Annotated in this window: 16 protein-coding genes and 1 tRNA gene; 2 read left to right on the top strand and 15 right to left on the bottom strand. The window is 40.9% G+C overall.

Translation table 11 applies throughout. From position 1 onward, the window contains the following. Position 1 precedes the first annotated feature (1 nt). Positions 2 to 1,174 carry a cysteine desulfurase family protein gene (locus KP625_RS02335; protein ID WP_238299074.1) on the bottom strand — a complete coding sequence of 391 codons (1,173 nt, stop codon included), beginning with the start codon at positions 1,172 to 1,174 and terminating at the stop codon, positions 2 to 4. 54 nt (positions 1,175 to 1,228) lie between these two features. On the opposite strand from KP625_RS02335, the gene KP625_RS02330 reads away from it, so the two are divergent. Then, entirely contained in the window at positions 1,229 to 2,554 is a 1,326-nt protein-coding gene (locus KP625_RS02330) for an MATE family efflux transporter (protein WP_238299073.1), read from the top strand. On the opposite strand, the gene metA is transcribed toward KP625_RS02330, so the two are convergent. Genes metA through KP625_RS02315 form a run of 3 tightly spaced genes read right to left on the bottom strand, consistent with a single transcriptional unit; the run spans position 2,544 to position 6,192 of the window. Further along, positions 2,544 to 3,467 (bottom strand): homoserine O-acetyltransferase MetA, encoded by a 924-nt coding sequence (gene metA, locus KP625_RS02325; protein ID WP_238299072.1) that lies wholly within the window; start codon positions 3,465 to 3,467, stop codon positions 2,544 to 2,546. The two genes, KP625_RS02330 and metA, sit on opposite strands and share 11 nt — an antisense overlap. Positions 3,468 to 3,515: 48 nt before the next feature. Beyond that, positions 3,516 to 5,462, bottom strand: coding sequence for an NAD-dependent DNA ligase LigA (gene ligA, locus KP625_RS02320; RefSeq protein ID WP_238299071.1), 1,947 nt, complete (start codon positions 5,460 to 5,462; stop codon positions 3,516 to 3,518). A 16-nt stretch (positions 5,463 to 5,478) separates the two neighbouring features. Then, positions 5,479 to 6,192, bottom strand: coding sequence for a pseudouridine synthase (locus KP625_RS02315; RefSeq protein ID WP_238299070.1), 714 nt, complete (start codon positions 6,190 to 6,192; stop codon positions 5,479 to 5,481). Between the two features lie 99 nt (positions 6,193 to 6,291). On the opposite strand from KP625_RS02315, the gene KP625_RS02310 reads away from it, so the two are divergent. Beyond that, positions 6,292 to 6,771 (top strand): Lrp/AsnC family transcriptional regulator, encoded by a 480-nt coding sequence (locus KP625_RS02310; RefSeq protein WP_238299069.1) that lies wholly within the window; start codon positions 6,292 to 6,294, stop codon positions 6,769 to 6,771. Between the two features lie 58 nt (positions 6,772 to 6,829). Here KP625_RS02310 and KP625_RS02305 read toward each other — a convergent pair whose 3' ends face one another. The 11 genes from KP625_RS02305 to rimP form a co-directional block, all read right to left on the bottom strand. Further along, positions 6,830 to 7,495 (bottom strand): hypothetical protein, encoded by a 666-nt coding sequence (locus KP625_RS02305; RefSeq protein ID WP_238299068.1) that lies wholly within the window; start codon positions 7,493 to 7,495, stop codon positions 6,830 to 6,832. A gap of 37 nt (positions 7,496 to 7,532) precedes the next feature. Beyond that, positions 7,533 to 7,604: transfer RNA gene (locus tag KP625_RS02300), tRNA-Arg, on the bottom strand. Beyond that, positions 7,595 to 8,479 (bottom strand): bifunctional riboflavin kinase/FAD synthetase, encoded by an 885-nt coding sequence (locus KP625_RS02295; protein WP_238299067.1) that lies wholly within the window; start codon positions 8,477 to 8,479, stop codon positions 7,595 to 7,597. The genes KP625_RS02300 and KP625_RS02295 overlap by 10 nt, the downstream gene beginning before the upstream one ends. An 11-nt stretch (positions 8,480 to 8,490) precedes the next feature. Beyond that, positions 8,491 to 9,396 carry a tRNA pseudouridine(55) synthase TruB gene (truB, locus tag KP625_RS02290; protein WP_238299066.1) on the bottom strand — a complete coding sequence of 302 codons (906 nt, stop codon included), beginning with the start codon at positions 9,394 to 9,396 and terminating at the stop codon, positions 8,491 to 8,493. Further along, entirely contained in the window at positions 9,393 to 10,334 is a 942-nt protein-coding gene (locus tag KP625_RS02285; RefSeq protein WP_238299065.1) for a DHH family phosphoesterase, read from the bottom strand. Before KP625_RS02285 ends, truB begins: the two co-directional genes overlap by 4 nt. Then, complete coding sequence (gene rbfA, locus KP625_RS02280; RefSeq protein WP_238299064.1) at positions 10,324 to 10,701, bottom strand: 30S ribosome-binding factor RbfA; 378 nt, start codon at positions 10,699 to 10,701, stop codon at positions 10,324 to 10,326. The genes KP625_RS02285 and rbfA overlap by 11 nt, the downstream gene beginning before the upstream one ends. A 2-nt stretch (positions 10,702 to 10,703) precedes the next feature. Next, entirely contained in the window at positions 10,704 to 13,130 is a 2,427-nt protein-coding gene (gene infB, locus KP625_RS02275; protein WP_177969592.1) for a translation initiation factor IF-2, read from the bottom strand. A 22-nt stretch (positions 13,131 to 13,152) separates the two neighbouring features. After that, positions 13,153 to 13,461 (bottom strand): L7Ae/L30e/S12e/Gadd45 family ribosomal protein, encoded by a 309-nt coding sequence (locus KP625_RS02270; protein ID WP_238299063.1) that lies wholly within the window; start codon positions 13,459 to 13,461, stop codon positions 13,153 to 13,155. After that, positions 13,462 to 13,719, bottom strand: a complete 258-nt coding sequence (gene rnpM / locus KP625_RS02265) for an RNase P modulator RnpM (RefSeq protein WP_177969593.1) — start codon at positions 13,717 to 13,719, stop codon at positions 13,462 to 13,464. A gap of 5 nt (positions 13,720 to 13,724) precedes the next feature. Continuing rightward, positions 13,725 to 14,885 (bottom strand): transcription termination factor NusA, encoded by a 1,161-nt coding sequence (gene nusA, locus KP625_RS02260; protein WP_177969594.1) that lies wholly within the window; start codon positions 14,883 to 14,885, stop codon positions 13,725 to 13,727. Positions 14,886 to 14,902: 17 nt separating this feature from the next. Next, a complete protein-coding gene (gene rimP / locus KP625_RS02255) occupies positions 14,903 to 15,367 on the bottom strand; it encodes a ribosome maturation factor RimP (protein WP_238299062.1) in 465 nt (154 codons plus the stop codon). Positions 15,368 to 15,471: the final 104 nt, after the last annotated feature.

The raw sequence follows: 15,471 nt of genomic DNA, 5'->3' as shown, positions 1-15,471 counted from the left end.
GCTAACTCCGGCTTTTATAATCATCATAAGACGGAGACTGTTCCCGCAGTCCTTCTACAAGTTCTTTGATGCAGGCAATCACATAGTCTGCATCTTTTTTTGTTGTTTCTTCCCCGATGGTAAGCCGAATTGTACCCCGGGAAAGTTCATCTGACAAGCCAATTGCCTGTAAAACATGGGAAGGTTTTCTGGATGCAGATGTACAAGCAGATCCACCGGACGCGCAGATTCCAAGAGTATCCAGCATTATAAGCAATGCCCCACTATCTATAAATTCAAAAGAAATATTAATATTATTGGGTAATCGATTCCTCCTGTGTCCATTTAACCTGCAATACGGAATGGTTTCTAATATCTGCTGTATCATATAGTCTCGTATTTCTGTCTCATATTTCAAACGCCGTTCCATTGTTGCATCTGCAATATAGGCTGCAGTTGCAAGTCCAACGATTCCCGGCACATTTTCTGTTCCTGCCCGAAGTCCTTGTTCCTGTGCACCGCCATGAATATAACTTTGCATTTTTATTCCTTCTTTTGCATATAAAAACCCCGTGCCTTTGGGACCGCGGAATTTATGTCCACTTGCAGTCAAAAGATCAATCTGCAGTTGTTCCACATCAATCGGCACTTGACCATATGCCTGAACCGCATCCGTATGAAATAATATATGATGATTCCGGGCAATTTTCCCAATTAATTCGATCGGTTCCATTGTGCCTATCTCATTATTTGCAAACATAACAGATATCAGTATCGTATCCTTTCGGATTGCACGTTCCATCTGTTCTAAATCAACACGTCCATTGGTATCAACATCCAAATATGTGACATCAAATCCATGCTGTTCCAGATACTCGCATGTGTGAAGAATTCCATGGTGTTCAATCTTCGTTGTAATGATATGTTTTCCTTTTTTCTTATATACATCCGCAATCTCTTTTAATGCCCAGTTGTCTCCTTCGGAACCGCCTGCCGTAAAATAAATCTCATTTTTTCGTGCATGTAATGTATCTGCAATCATCTGCCGGCTGTCTTCTATAACACGGTGATTTTCTTTTGCAATACTATAGATGCCGGACGGGTTTGCAAATTTGTCATGAAAGTATGGCTGCATAGCACGAATCACTTCCGGATGGGTGCTCGTCGTTGCTGCATGATCCATATAAACTGTCATATTTTATCGCCCTATCCAATATAATAAACCAAGACTCTGGCAGGAATGATCATCATGTCAAAACAAACTATCATCAAAGGAACCCTGATATTAACGATAACCGGAATCCTGACCAAATGTCTCGGCTTTTATAATAGAATATTCTTGACTCGGTTGATTGGTGTTAAAGAGCTTGGAACTTATCAGTTGATTTTTCCGCTTTATATTCTGGGTATTTCATTTTGCTGTCAGGGAATTGCTACTACCATCACCAAACATGTCTCCTACCTGCTTGGCAAGAAAAATCATCCGGATACACGTCGTGCGCTTCGTCTTGGAGTTTGTCTGAGTTTTATGCTAAGCCTGCTTGTCTCCGGCTGTTTTTTCTATGGCTGCGATTTTATTGCCATTCACATACTGAAAAATACTGATTGTCGTGTTCTGTTAAAACTTCTCTCTCCCGCAGTTCCTTTTGTCGCTATAAAAGCCTGTATCAATGCTTTCTTTATCGGATATAAAAAACCATTCTTCTCAGGAAGCTGTCAGTTAATCGAACAGATTATACGAATTGGTTCTGTCTATCTCCTTGCAATCTCCTATATGCAAAATCAGGTTGATGCTAAAACCGCCGTTTGTGGCGTAGTAATTGGAGAAATAGGAGCAACACTTTACGCCCTTAGTTGTTATATATTTTTTCACAGTAAACAAAACAATGAATTTAAAAGCAAAAGTCTGCATACTTCTGTCATAAAAAAACAATTGCTTATGATTCCAATGCTGAAGGATATCATTCCAATCACTTCCAACAATCTGATTTTTACATTATTTTCAAGTTTTGAAGCAATTATACTTCCTGCATTTCTGTTTCAATATTACAACAACGCAGACACAAGCATGGAAATGTACGGGATTATCACAGGTATTGTCATTCCGTTTTTATTATTTCCGGCAACCATTACAAACTCACTTTCAACCATGCTGCTTCCATCTATCTCTTATGCCTGTGCCAAACGAGATACGGAAGCAATAAAAAAAGCACTTGTATCAAGTGCTCTTTTCTGCATCATGCTCGGAAGCTTTGCCTGCATTTTATATATTCTCTTCGGGAAACCGCTTTGTATCTTTGCATTTAAAAGTCCGGAGGCCGGAACGCTGTTACAGCTAATGGGATTTTTATGTCCTTTTATTTATCTTTCCACAACGCTTTCCAGTGTTATGAACGGGATTGGGTACGCGACACAAAATTTAATCTACAATATTCTTGGGATCAGCATGCGAATCTTGTGTATCATTTTCTTTGTGCCACATTTCGGCATCCACGCATATATATGTGGTATGTTCTGCGGCTACCTACTCCATAATGCGCTTACGATCACAAAGCTTGCTTCTCTTAATTCGTAACCTTCTTCGTCCAGTCGTAAGGGGTGCTCTGATATACGTAATAATTAAGCCAGTTGGCATAGAGTGTATTGGCATGACATCTCCATGATTTGATAGGCTTTTGCTCCGGATCATTATCAGGATAATAATTGACCGGAATATTCGGATTTAAACCACGCTTAATATCTCGTTTATATTCCTGATCAAGTGTAAATGTATCATACTCCGGATGCCCGGTGACAAAAATATTCTTGCCGTCTTCTCCAATGATTAGATATGGTCCTGTAATATCAGACTCAGCCACAATCTCCAGAAATGGATTGTCAACAATTGCCTGCTTATCCACGCCGGTATAACGGGATTGCGGAACTAAGAATGAATCATCAAACCCACGCACAAGCGGCGTTCGCTTATGGAACGTATAATGTTTATACACACCGGAAAACTTCTCTGGCAGATGATATTTTTTCACGCCATAGCGATAGTAAAGCCCAGCCTGTGCCCCCCAACAGATATGCAATGTGGATGTAACATTCGTCACTGACCAGTCCATGATCTCTGTCAGTTCATTCCAATACTCCACTTCTTCAAACTCCATATTTTCAACGGGTGCCCCGGTGATAATGAGTCCATCCCATTTCTTATTCTTCACATGTTCAAAATCACTATAGAAACGTTCCAGATGTGACTCCGAGACATGCTTTGACTCATAGGACATTGTACGGATAAAGGAAATATTGACCTGCAAGGGTGTGTTTGACAGGCTGCGCAAAAGCTGCAATTCTGTATCTTCCTTTAACGGCATCAGATTCAAGATCAAAATGTCTAGTGGACGGATATCCTGCGTCATCGCACGGTGTTCGTCCATCACAAATATATTTTCCTGTTCCAGAACTTTCTTTACCGGTAAATCATTATCTATTCTAATCGGCATCTCTAAAACCTCTTTTCTTTTCTAAATTTAAAGCATACCACGATTTATTTATAACTGCAAGAAATCATCCTCGGAAATAATCGGGATTCCCAATGATTTCGCCTTTTTATTCTTCGATGAAGATGATAATACATCGTTGTTAATCAGATATGTTGTTTTGGAAGAAACACTGCCTGCAACCTTTCCGCCACGATCTTCAATCACTTTTTTAAGTTCATCCCGGTTTGCAAAATGGTTGAGCGAACCTGTAATAACAAATGTCCTGCCTTCAAGATCCTGCGGAGCAGTATTTTCCTCCACAACAAGTGTCACTTCCTTTAAAATCCCGCGCAACACCCGGATATTATTTTGATCTGCAAAATACGCTACAATCCCCTCTGCAATCACATCTCCGATTTTCTCGATCTCAGCGAACTGTGCTGCATCCGCATGGATGATTGCCTCTACATCATCTTTAAAATATTTACAGATGGATTTAGCCATGGCGGTACCGACATTTAAGATACCAAGCCCATATAACACCCGTGCAAGCTGCGTTGTGCGGCTCTGCTCGATACTTTCCATCATATTATCATAGGATTTCTGACCGAATCCTTCCAGCTTGACGATTTCTGCTTCATAACGGTCAATGCGGTAAATATCATATAGTTCCACGATGAAACCACAATCCAGAAATTTCTGCAAGGTTGCCTCCGATAATCCATCAATGTTCATTGCATTTCTGGATACAAAATGTGTGAACAGTTTAATTGCCTTTGCCGGACATGCCGGATTTGGACAGACAAGTGTCTGTGCCTGATTGTCCTCGCGTATCTCCGTCCTGCCTCCACACGCCGGACATGTATCCGGAATCTCAAGCGTACCGGACTTCGTCAAGTTCTCACTGATTTGCGGAATGATCATATTGGCCTTATATACTTTAATCGTATCGCCAATACCAAGTTGTAACTGTTTAACTATACTGACGTTGTGCACACTGGCACGGCTCACGGATGTCCCCTCTAAAGACACAGCATCAAAAACCGCAACCGGATTGATCAGACCGGTTCTTGACGGACTCCATTCAATATGGCGCAATATCGTCTCCGCCTCTTCATCTGCCCATTTAAACGCGATGGAATCTCGTGGGAATTTCGCTGTGCGCCCAAGATTCCTTCCATATACAACATCATCAAACGAAAGCACAAGTCCATCCGAAGGGAAATCATTCGTCTCAATTTTCTCTGCAAAATATGTTACCTTCTCCTGCATCGTTGCTGCTGTGACATCGACATGCTCCACCACTTCAAATCCAAGTGATGACAGAAAATCGAATTTTGAATTCATTGTTGCATCAATCGCCGCATCGCCGGTATCAAGCATGTTAAATGCAAAGAAATGTACATTCCGCTCAGCAGTAATCTGATTATTCAATTGTCTGACACTGCCGGAGCAAAGATTTCTTGGGTTCTTGTATTTGCTGTCAATATCCGGAATCGTCGCATTAATCCGTTCAAAATCTGTATAGGTAATCACTGCCTCACCACGAATGGTTAAAGGATCTTTATATGATATCTGATTTGGCAGGTTTGCAAATACTTTCGCATTATTTGTAATCACCTCACCAATCTCACCATTTCCACGCGTAACCGCTTTTACAAGCACTCCATCTTCATAAGTAAGGACAACCGTAAGACCATCCATCTTCCACGACATAACTCCCGTCTTATCACCGAGCCATGCCGCCAAATCATCGACACTCTTCGTCTTATCCAGAGACAGCATCGGTGCCGCATGTCGTTCCTTCGGAAGCTCACTGATGATTTCATAACCGACATTTTGGGTCGGACTTTTCGATAAGATCAATCCGGTCTCCCGTTCTAATGACACTAATTCATCATATAGCGTATCATATTCCAGATTGGACATAATCTCGGTGTCCTTTTGATAATAGGCTTTCGATGCCGTATTCAACAATTCCACTAATTCTTTTATTCGTTCTGTCTTGGAAGCCATATATTTTCTCCTTCCTCTATAAAGAATCCTTCTCAACTAACCTTCGAAGTTCCTGCTCTTCCTGTCTTGTCAGCGTTCGATATTCTCCCGGTCTTAGGTTTCCAAGCCGGACATTCATAATTCTCACACGCTTTAAATGAACAACACGGACATGCAGTGCATCACACATACGACGAATCTGTCGATTTAATCCCTGTGTCAATATAATTGAAAAGTTTCTCGCACCGGTTTTCTTCACTTTACACGGCTTCGTTACCGTATCTAAGATCTCCACACCTGAAGACATCTTCCGGATAAAATCCTCTGTAATATCTGTATTGACACGCACATGGTATTCTTTTTCATGATTATTCCTTGATCGTTGAATTTCATTTGCAAGATCGCCGTCATTTGTGAGCAACAGTAATCCCGTGGAGTCTTTATCCAGACGACCTACATAGTTTACCCGTTCCGGAAACTCGACATACCGAAAGATACTTTCCTTATCTGCATCCTTCGATGTGCAGACCTGTCCGATTGGCTTATTATATGCATAGATCACCTTTTTTGTGTACAAATGCACCGGCTTCCCGTTGCACATAACGACGGATTTCTCTCCCACACGCGTCCCCAAATTAGCAACTGTTCCATCTACTGTCACCTTTCCCGCCTCAATCAGCCGGTCTGCTTCTCTACGCGAACAGATTCCTGCTTCACTTAGATATTTATTTAATCGAATTTCATTAGTCATAGTGTTCCTCTTAATTTAATTAATTTTATGGTTGCATTTTTAAATATGCAGTTGTATAATCGCTTTATAAATTTTAGAAAAATATAAAGGAGGCATATTATGGATAATATTGATAAAAAAATCCTTCACTTATTACAGGAAAATGCCAGATATCCACTCAAGCATCTGGCAAGCAAAGTATTCCTTTCTTCTCCGGCTGTCTCCGCCCGTATTGAGCGTTTGGAGAAAAGCGGAATCATCTCAGGTTATCACGCAAGCGTTGCGCCGGTTTCTCTTGGCTATCACATCACGGCCTTTATTAATATGGCACTTGATCCAAAAAGAAAGCCTGAGTTCTATCCATTCATACAGGCTTGTCCGAATGTATTAGAATGCAACTGTGTAACCGGTGCATACTCCATGTTAATTAAAGTATGCTTCCCAAGCACAATGGAGCTGGATACTTTTATTGGTCAACTCCAAAAATACGGAAATACAGAAACACAGATTGTATTCTCAACTCCCGTACCACCTCGCGGTATTGATGTCCGTGCTGCAGATGATGAGGATGATGAAGAAGATTCTGATGATTTTCTGTAAAATCCTAAGATATAATAATAGGCCTGTTGACAAGCAACAGGCCTATTTTATTGTGTTGTTATTGTTCTGAACTGACTGTATTGTAAAATTCTGCGAATGCAGAATCATTTGCAATGCAACTGTTTACATTATCCTGTACAGCTTTGTACAGATTCTGGATATCTGTTGACTGACTTTGTGTCTCGATATAATTGTTTACTTCCTGAGAAAGTGCTGAATTATCAATCTTATATCCTTCTGCCGTCTTTATAACATAAAATCGATTAATATTCAAAGGAACACTTGTAATATTTGCAAGGCTCAGATTACTTGTTACATAAACTAATGTAGCATCCTCTGTATAGCCCGGCATTGTATAACAATTAATATTAGAATATGCTTTTACCACAGCCGAACGCTGCTGATACACAGTCATGTCATCAAACTGACTCGGATCAGTCACATAACTTTTCAGTTTTTCCTGATCACATACAGCTAATGCCGCATAATATTCTATAATCAAAGAATTAATATCCAGGTTTGCATTTGTCTCGTAAGTAAATCCCACCTGATCCGACGTCTGTGCATCTGTCTGTGTTGCTTTATCTTTATTAAACATCCTCAGATCCAGATCTGAAAAGAAATAAAAATAAAAAACAACCGCAAGCAGAACAAAAATCATCCAACCAAGGAATAACATTAATCCTGCAATACCTTTCTTTTCTTTTTTGCCTTTCTTGCTCATATGTCGTATGTCCTCCTTCGAACAATCACATGAAAAGTGCACCAGAGAGGAATCGAACCTCCGCACATGGCTCCGGAGGCCATTGCTCTATCCACTGAGCTACTGGTGCGCGACTTCTAGTATATCCGATTTGATCTGATTTTTCAAGGCTTCTATGCTATCAAATTTGATTTCTTTTCGAATTTGACGGATAAATTCAATTTTTAGATATTTTCCATACAGATTTCCATTATAATCAAGGATATTTGTTTCAACCTTAATCTTATGATCATCATCCACAGTTGGATTATCTCCTACGTTTGTAATGCCGCGATAACGAAGATTGTCTAAAATAAGACTTGTCTCATAGACTCCGTTAGGAACCAGCAGTTTTTCTTCATCCGGAATCAGGTTCGCTGTTGGAAATCCGATTGTTGTCCCAAGCTGTTTTCCATATTGTACAATTCCGGCTATGCTGTATGGTCGTCCCATATATTCCTGAATCAGATCAACATTTCCCTGCTCAATCTGCTCCCGTATATAAGAAGAACTGATAACCGTTCCCTGCTCTCGCAATTTTTCAAAAGCAAGCACCTCATAGCCATAACGATTCCCTAATTCCTCAAGCAATGCAACATCTCCCTGACGATTTTTGCCAAACCGAAAATCGTTTCCCACTACAACATATTCCGGATGTAATCGTTCTACTAAAACATCTTTTACAAACGCTTCCGGCTTCATTGAAGCAAATTTCTTCGTAAATTCGCAGGTAATATTAAAATCAATTCCTATCTCTTCCAGAATGCGATTTCTCTCCGGAATCGTATAAATTCGTTTCGTTCCCGGCATATCAATAGAAAAAACAACCGACTGTTTTCCTGTCTCATGAGAAAGCTGTAAAACTTTATTGATAAGTAACATATGTCCCTTATGCAGTCCTTCAAATTTTCCAAGTGCCACAACAGTATCCGCGATATTCACATCATTGTATGCTAGTTTCTTCACATTAAGTTTCCTCATAAAAACATTTTAAATGGCTTGTATAGTTGTTCTTCCTCTTTGTAATCATACAGGGCTGCAAATCCATCTGCATTATACACCCGAATCCGAAACTCCCGATTTTCTCCCATATTTTTGAAAAAACGCGGAGATAGTTTGTTTCCATTTTTTAGATAACTCTCTGCCTGTTCGGTAATCTCATATGCCGGATACTGTTGCAAGAGTGCATCCACAGGCAGAATTTTTTGTTGTAAAGTTCCTTCTGTTTGTCTTTTTTCTATCTCCTGAAGTGTCATTGCATCTGTTACAGAAAAGCCATGAACATCTTTACGCACCAATCCCGACATCACAGCCATGCAGGAAAGTTTTCTTCCGATATCGCGACACAAGGACCGGATATACGTTCCTTTCGAACAATGAACATCAAAGCTGTAGATATCGTCTGCTTCTTTCACAATATTACTTATATCATAAATTTCAACCGTTCTTGCTTCCCGTTCGATTTCGATGCTTGCTCTTGCGTACTCATATAATTTCTTCCCGTCTTTTTTTATGGCAGAATACATCGGTGGAATCTGATCATACTTACCTACGAAAGATAAAATTGCCTTACATATTGTTTCTTCCGTCAGACCGGAAATCACTGCCGAATCCCCTTCCACAGTTTTCTCACCAGTTACATCTTCGGTATCTGTTTCATAGCCAAGTTTCATCGTTGCCCGGTAACATTTATTGCCTTCGGTCAGAAGATCTACCAGCTTCGTTGCTTTTCCAAGGCAAACCAACAAGACACCTTCTGCCATTGGATCCAGTGTCCCGGTATGCCCAATCTTTTTTTGTTTTAATATGCCACGCAGCTTTGCAACTACATCAAATGATGTATAATTCTGCTCTTTGTATACATTTATAATTCCATCTATCAAAGCTGTTCCTCTATCATCTTTATAATATCTGCAACAACTGTTTCAAAATCACCTGTCACTTCAAAACCTGCAGCACGGATATGTCCGCCACCTCCATAGGCAACCGCAATTTTGCTCACATCAACTTTACGTATGGAACGCAGACTTACCTTCATTGCATCGCCAAGTTGATACACAAAAATTGCGACCTCCACGCCATCAATGACGCGGATACGATCAACAATTCCATCCGTTTCTTCCTTTCCACAACCAAAGGTTTCAAACATTTCCTTTGTCACAAAAGTATAAACAACCTGACCGGAAAGAACAAGTTTTGCATTCAGCATAGCCTGTCCCATTAACAGATTCTGCTTATAGCTGACTCTGTAAAATGTATCATCAATGATTTTCTGCGCATCAACACCATGAGACAGCAATTCTCCCGCTACCTGCATCGTCTCTTTTTTACATGCCGGGTATTTGAATACTCCTGTATCATGAACAATTCCAAGATACAGGCATTCTGCACAGGCTGGCGAAATTTTTTCCGAATCAATATGCCGGAACAAAACCTCACTTGCGGAAGATGCATCTGCATCACAGTAATAATAGTCTCCAAAGCCCTGATTGCTTCTGTGATGATCCAGACATGCGCTTTTTTTTGCCATACCAAAAAACTCATAAAAGCATCCATGCCGGTCGCGATCCCCACAGTCCAGCGAGATTGCAAGATCTAACACACGCGACTGCGGTTCATGACAGATTGCCTCCGCTCCTTTTAAGAACGAGAACTTATCCGGGATATTCTCAAGATATACCGTCACCTCTGTGTCATAATTATCCTGAATATAATTATACAATCCCAGACACGAACCAACACAATCTCCATCCGGCCGTATATGCCCGAAGATTCCAATTGTCTTTGCGCTCTCAATTAATTTTAACAACTCACTCTTCATTCTGCTTGCTCTGATCCTCTTTAATTACCTCATCAATACGTTTTGACATATAGTTACCATACTCGATGGATGTATCCAAAACAAATGATAACTCCGGTGTATTTCTCAGATTAACTGTTCGTGCCAGCTCACGTCGGATATATCCGCTTGCCTGCTCCAGTCCCTTCAATGTCTCTGCTGCGGACTCTGTATCTCCAAGTACACTAATATATGCCTTACAATATTTCAGATCCTGTGTCACCATGACATCGGTTACGGATGTCATGGGATTGATGCGCGGATCCTTTAACTCCATCCGAATGATCCGGGAAAGTTCTTTCTGGACTTCCCCGTTAATTCGCTGTGATTTATGACTTGTCTTTCTCATTTCTATCTTGGTACCTCAACCATAATATATGCTTCAATGATATCGCCTTCCTTGATATCGTTGAATCCATCCATAACAAGACCACATTCAAATCCTGTTTTAACTTCCTTTACATCATCCTTGAAACGCTTCAACGATGCAAGCTCACCCTCGAAGATCTGCTCGCCTTCACGACTGATACGAATCTTGCAGTTTCTCTGGATCGTACCGTCTAATACATACGAACCAGCGATTGTACCAACACCGGAAGCCTTGTAAGTCTGACGAACCTCTGCATGACCGATTACTTTCTCCTCAAAGATTGGATCAAGCATACCCTTCATTGCACTCTCGATATCCTCAATCGCATTGTAGATGACACGATACAGACGGATATCAACCTTCTCACGTTCTGCCACTTCCTTCGCCTGATTATCCGGACGAATATTAAATCCAATGATAATCGCATTACTTGCAGAAGCAAGAATCACATCACTTTCATTGATTGCACCTACACCGGAATGGATACATTTAACAGCTACTTCCTCATTGGAAAGCTTAAGCAGACTCTGCTTAACTGCCTCTACAGAACCCTGTACATCTGCTTTAATGATAAGATTCAAATCTTTCACATTACCTTCCTGAATCCGGTTGTAAAGATCATCGAGAGACATACGCTGCTTCGTATCGGCAATCAGTTTCTCCTTGCCACGATTGATAAATGCCTCGGATATCTGACGTGCTTCCTTCTCATTTTCTGTAGCTATTACAATCTCTCCGGAGTTTGGAACACCATTTAAGCCAAGTACCTCTACCGGCATAGACGGAGTTGCTTCCTTCACTTTTCGTCCTTTATCATCGAACATCGCACGTACTTTACCATGAACATCACCGATTGCCAGGCAGTCACCCACATGCAATGTACCCTTCTGTACCAGAATTGTTGCAACGGAACCACGACCCTTATCAAGCTGTGCCTCAATAACAATACCACGAGCCTTCCGATTCTTGTTTGCCTTAAGCTCTAAGATCTCCGCTGTCAGAATGATCATCTCAAGAAGATTATCAATACCTTCCTTTGTATGTGCAGATACCGGACAGAAAATCGTCGAACCACCCCAGTCTTCCGGTACAAGCTCATATTCCATTAACTCCTGCTTTACACGGTCAATATTCGCACTTTCTTTATCAATCTTATTGATTGCAACGATAATCTCGATGCCGGCTGCCTTCGCATGGTTAATCGCCTCTACGGTTTGTGGCATAACACCATCATCAGCAGCAACAACAAGGATTGCAATATCAGTAGACTGTGCACCACGCATACGCATCGCTGTAAAGGCCTCATGCCCCGGTGTATCTAAAAATGTAATCTTCTGACCATTGATAGAAACAACCGATGCACCGATATGCTGTGTGATACCACCTGCTTCACCTGCTGTAACTTCTGAATTACGGATTGCATCAAGCAGAGATGTCTTACCGTGATCGACGTGTCCCATAACACAGACAACCGGTGGTCTTGAGGTCATATCCGCCTCATTTTCTTCCTCTTCGCGAAGAAGTTCTTCGATCACATCGACTTTTTCCTCTTCCTCTGCAATGAAGTTATATTCAAGTGCAATATCCGCCGCTTCATCGAATGAAAGGTCAGAGTTTACATTATACATCTTACCAGCCATGAACATCTTCTTAATCAACTGTGCAACCGGAACCTTGATCTTTCCTGCAAGCTCTCCGACTGTCAATACTTCCGGCAGCTTGATTGTCTTGATCACCGGTTCTACCGGCTCCTGTTTCTTTGGTGCCGGCTGATTATTCCGATTATTATTGTTACGGTTGTTATTGTTATTAAAACGATTGTTGTTATTATTGTTATTTCTTGTATTTCGGTTATTGCTTACAGCATTTCGGAAATTTGTGCCACGGCTTTCCTGCTTGGTTCCATTCTGATTGTTTCCGTTTGCAGGTTTATTTCCATTGTTTTTACCCTGGTTGTTCTGGTTATTATTCTGCTTATTGTTATTACCGTTATTATTTCTGCCTTGGTTATTTCCGTTATTGTTATTATTTTTACCCTGATTGTTGTTGCGGTTCTGATTGTTGTTATTGTTCTTCTTATTCTGGTTTCCGTTATGATTTCCAGAATTAGAGTTGTTATTAGGCTGATTCTTTTTATTCTCCTGTTTTGGAGTCTCTGCCTTTTTCGGTGTTTCTGTTTTCTTTATGTCTTCCTTCTTTGGTTCTGCCTTCTTCGGTTCCTCTTTTTTTGCTTCAGCCGGCTTGTTTCCACCTAAAGAATCCCGCACAAATTTCATCATTGCATCATCAATGCTGCTCTGTGCTTTTAACCCTTCTTTTTTGCTGCTCAATATATCAATAATATGACTGCTTTTTACTTCTTTTCCAAGTTCTGCTGTCAACTGTTTTGCAAACTCGTGTACTCTCATGGGTTACACCTCCAATCTTAAACTAATCCAACTTGTCAGAAATCTGTTTTGCCAGACCCACATCTGTCACAGCAAGCACTGTCCGTTCCTGTTTTCCAATCTGTCTGCCAAGTGTTATACTGTCAAACGCGACCGTATACGGAATCTCATAATACTTACATTTATCCATGAATTTCTTCTGCGTATTGTTTGATGCATTTTCCGCGATAATCACTAAATATGCAACGCCCTCCTGAATCGCTTTCTCAGTCAGAAATCCGCCACTCTGTACTTTACCTGCCTTTGCTGCAATTGAAAGCATAGACAATGCACGATTCTGATTTTGTACCAATTATATCATCTCCTCTGCGATGGTCTGGTAGATTTCTTCCGGAATGTCTGTCTTTAACGAACGTTCAAGTGCTTTTGACTTTTTTGCTTTCTCCAGGCATGTCTGATTCAGACAGATATAGGCACCTCTGCCATTTTTTCGACCGGTTTTATCCAGACATATCTCGTCTTCCGGCGTTTTTATTACTCTGACAAGCGCCGTCTTTGGTTTCATCTCACGACAGCCTACACACTGTCGAAGTGGTATCTGCTTTGCCAAGTTATCTACTCCTCATCTTCAAAATTACCGGCATAGTTATCTTCGTAATCATCAATAATCATACCCAGATCTCGTGCCTGTGACTCACTCTTAATATCAATCTTATAGCCAGTCAGCTTTGCAGCCAGACTTGCATTCTGTCCTTCTTTACCAATTGCGAGCGACAACTGATCATCCGGTACAACAACTCTTGCACATTTCTTCTGCTTTCCATCCTGATCTTCCGTGTATGCCTGAACCCAGATAACATCCGATGGGCTCAGTGCATTCTTGATGTAAACCTCCGGATCTTCATCCCATGCAATAACATCAATCTTCTCTCCCTTTAAATCATCAACGATTGTATTCACTCTCGCGCCTGCCATACCTACACAGGCACCAACCGGATCAACGTTTGGATCTAAAGAACGAACTGCAAGCTTCGAACGGGATCCTGCATCTCTGGAGATTCCCATGATTTCTACCACACCATTCTGAATCTCTTCGATTTCATTTTCAAAAAGTCTCTTTACAAGCTCTGGATGTGTACGGGATACATGAATGTTAATACCTGTATTATTTTTCTTATCCTTGCCATCTTTGCGTTTGTTTTCCTTCTTCTCCGGTTTCTTCACTTCAACCACATACAGCTTGATATGGTCTCCAACCTTGTAATGTTCAGATTTTACCTGCTCATTTTCCTTGAGTCTTGTCTCTGTCTTCTCATCAAGACTGATATAGATTGTATTATCCACAAAACGCTGTACAACACCATTAACGATGTCATGCTCCTTACATGCAAAACGCTCGTAGATTGCATCACGTTCACCCTCTTTGATATTCTGGATGATAATACTTCTTGCCTTCTGTGCAGCCATACGTCCAAAATCCATAGACTCCAGTGGATATTCCACAAAATCACCGATTTCGTACTTACTATCCATTGCCTTTGCCTGTGTTAAAGAAATCTGATTCTCATCATTCTCAACTTCCTCAACAACTTCCTTCTTGCGTACAACAGTGATTGCACCTGTCTCACGATCCATATGCGCTTCCACAAGTACATTCTTTCCATAATCTTTCTCGCAGGCTGCCACCAATGATTTCTCAATTGCCTCCATCACCAGTTCCTTGCTGACACTTTTTTCGCGCTCTAATTGATTTAAAGCATCAATAATCTCTGACATTTTTTTATCCTCCTCTTTTATTCAAATGCCAATCTTATCATAGAAATATCGTTTCTTGAAAAATCTTTTGGATCCTCGGAATCCACAAGCTGTAAGGTAATTGTTGTATCCGTATAGCCAGTCAGAACTGCCTCAAATTCTTTGCAGCCATCCACTGCCCGATAAAGCTTTACCTCCACTTTTTTGCCCAGATTCCGTTTGAAATCCTTGTCCTTTTTAAGCGGTCTTGTAAGTCCCGGAGAACTCACCTCCAAAATGTATGGGTCCGTCAGCCGGTCTGCAGCATCCAGTTTTTCTTCCAGACTCCGGCTAATCAATACGCAGTCATCAATATTGATGCCACCTTCTTTATCTGCATAAACGCGCAGATAATAGTCCGAGCCTTCCTTCACGTACTCCACATCTACAAGTTCAAACCCGTGTTCCGCAATAATCGGAGTTACAAGGTCAGTGCAGTGTTGTTCAATTTCCTGTTTTTTCACGTCTGCCACCTTTCTGACTTTTCACCTTTTCAAAAACAAAGAGTGGGTTTTTTTAACCCACTCTGCGTCATCTGTATTCAAGTCTTATATATTATAGCATGTTT

Source organism: Eubacterium sp. MSJ-33 (assembly GCF_022174665.1).
In the GTDB taxonomy this organism is placed as follows: domain Bacteria; phylum Bacillota; class Clostridia; order Lachnospirales; family Lachnospiraceae; genus Coprococcus_C.
The sequence above is the reverse complement of the archived record's forward strand: the minus strand, read 5'-3'. Positions and strand labels throughout refer to the sequence as shown.

What these genes read in the sequence shown, in the direction of transcription:
- KP625_RS02310 (WP_238299069.1), top strand. Translation starts at nt 6,292, where the DNA reads ATGGATAATATTGATAAAAAAATCCTTCACTTATTACAGGAAAATGCC.
- KP625_RS02330 (WP_238299073.1), top strand. Translation starts at nt 1,229, where the DNA reads ATGTCAAAACAAACTATCATCAAAGGAACCCTGATATTAACGATAACC.
- KP625_RS02285 (WP_238299065.1), bottom strand. Translation starts at nt 10,334, where the DNA reads ATGAAGAGTGAGTTGTTAAAATTAATTGAGAGCGCAAAGACAATTGGA.
- nusA (WP_177969594.1), bottom strand. Translation starts at nt 14,885, where the DNA reads ATGTCAGAGATTATTGATGCTTTAAATCAATTAGAGCGCGAAAAAAGT.
- KP625_RS02315 (WP_238299070.1), bottom strand. Translation starts at nt 6,192, where the DNA reads ATGACTAATGAAATTCGATTAAATAAATATCTAAGTGAAGCAGGAATC.
- KP625_RS02335 (WP_238299074.1), bottom strand. Translation starts at nt 1,174, where the DNA reads ATGACAGTTTATATGGATCATGCAGCAACGACGAGCACCCATCCGGAA.
- KP625_RS02305 (WP_238299068.1), bottom strand. Translation starts at nt 7,495, where the DNA reads ATGAGCAAGAAAGGCAAAAAAGAAAAGAAAGGTATTGCAGGATTAATG.
- metA (WP_238299072.1), bottom strand. Translation starts at nt 3,467, where the DNA reads ATGCCGATTAGAATAGATAATGATTTACCGGTAAAGAAAGTTCTGGAA.
- rbfA (WP_238299064.1), bottom strand. Translation starts at nt 10,701, where the DNA reads ATGAGAAAGACAAGTCATAAATCACAGCGAATTAACGGGGAAGTCCAG.
- ligA (WP_238299071.1), bottom strand. Translation starts at nt 5,462, where the DNA reads ATGGCTTCCAAGACAGAACGAATAAAAGAATTAGTGGAATTGTTGAAT.
- infB (WP_177969592.1), bottom strand. Translation starts at nt 13,130, where the DNA reads ATGAGAGTACACGAGTTTGCAAAACAGTTGACAGCAGAACTTGGAAAA.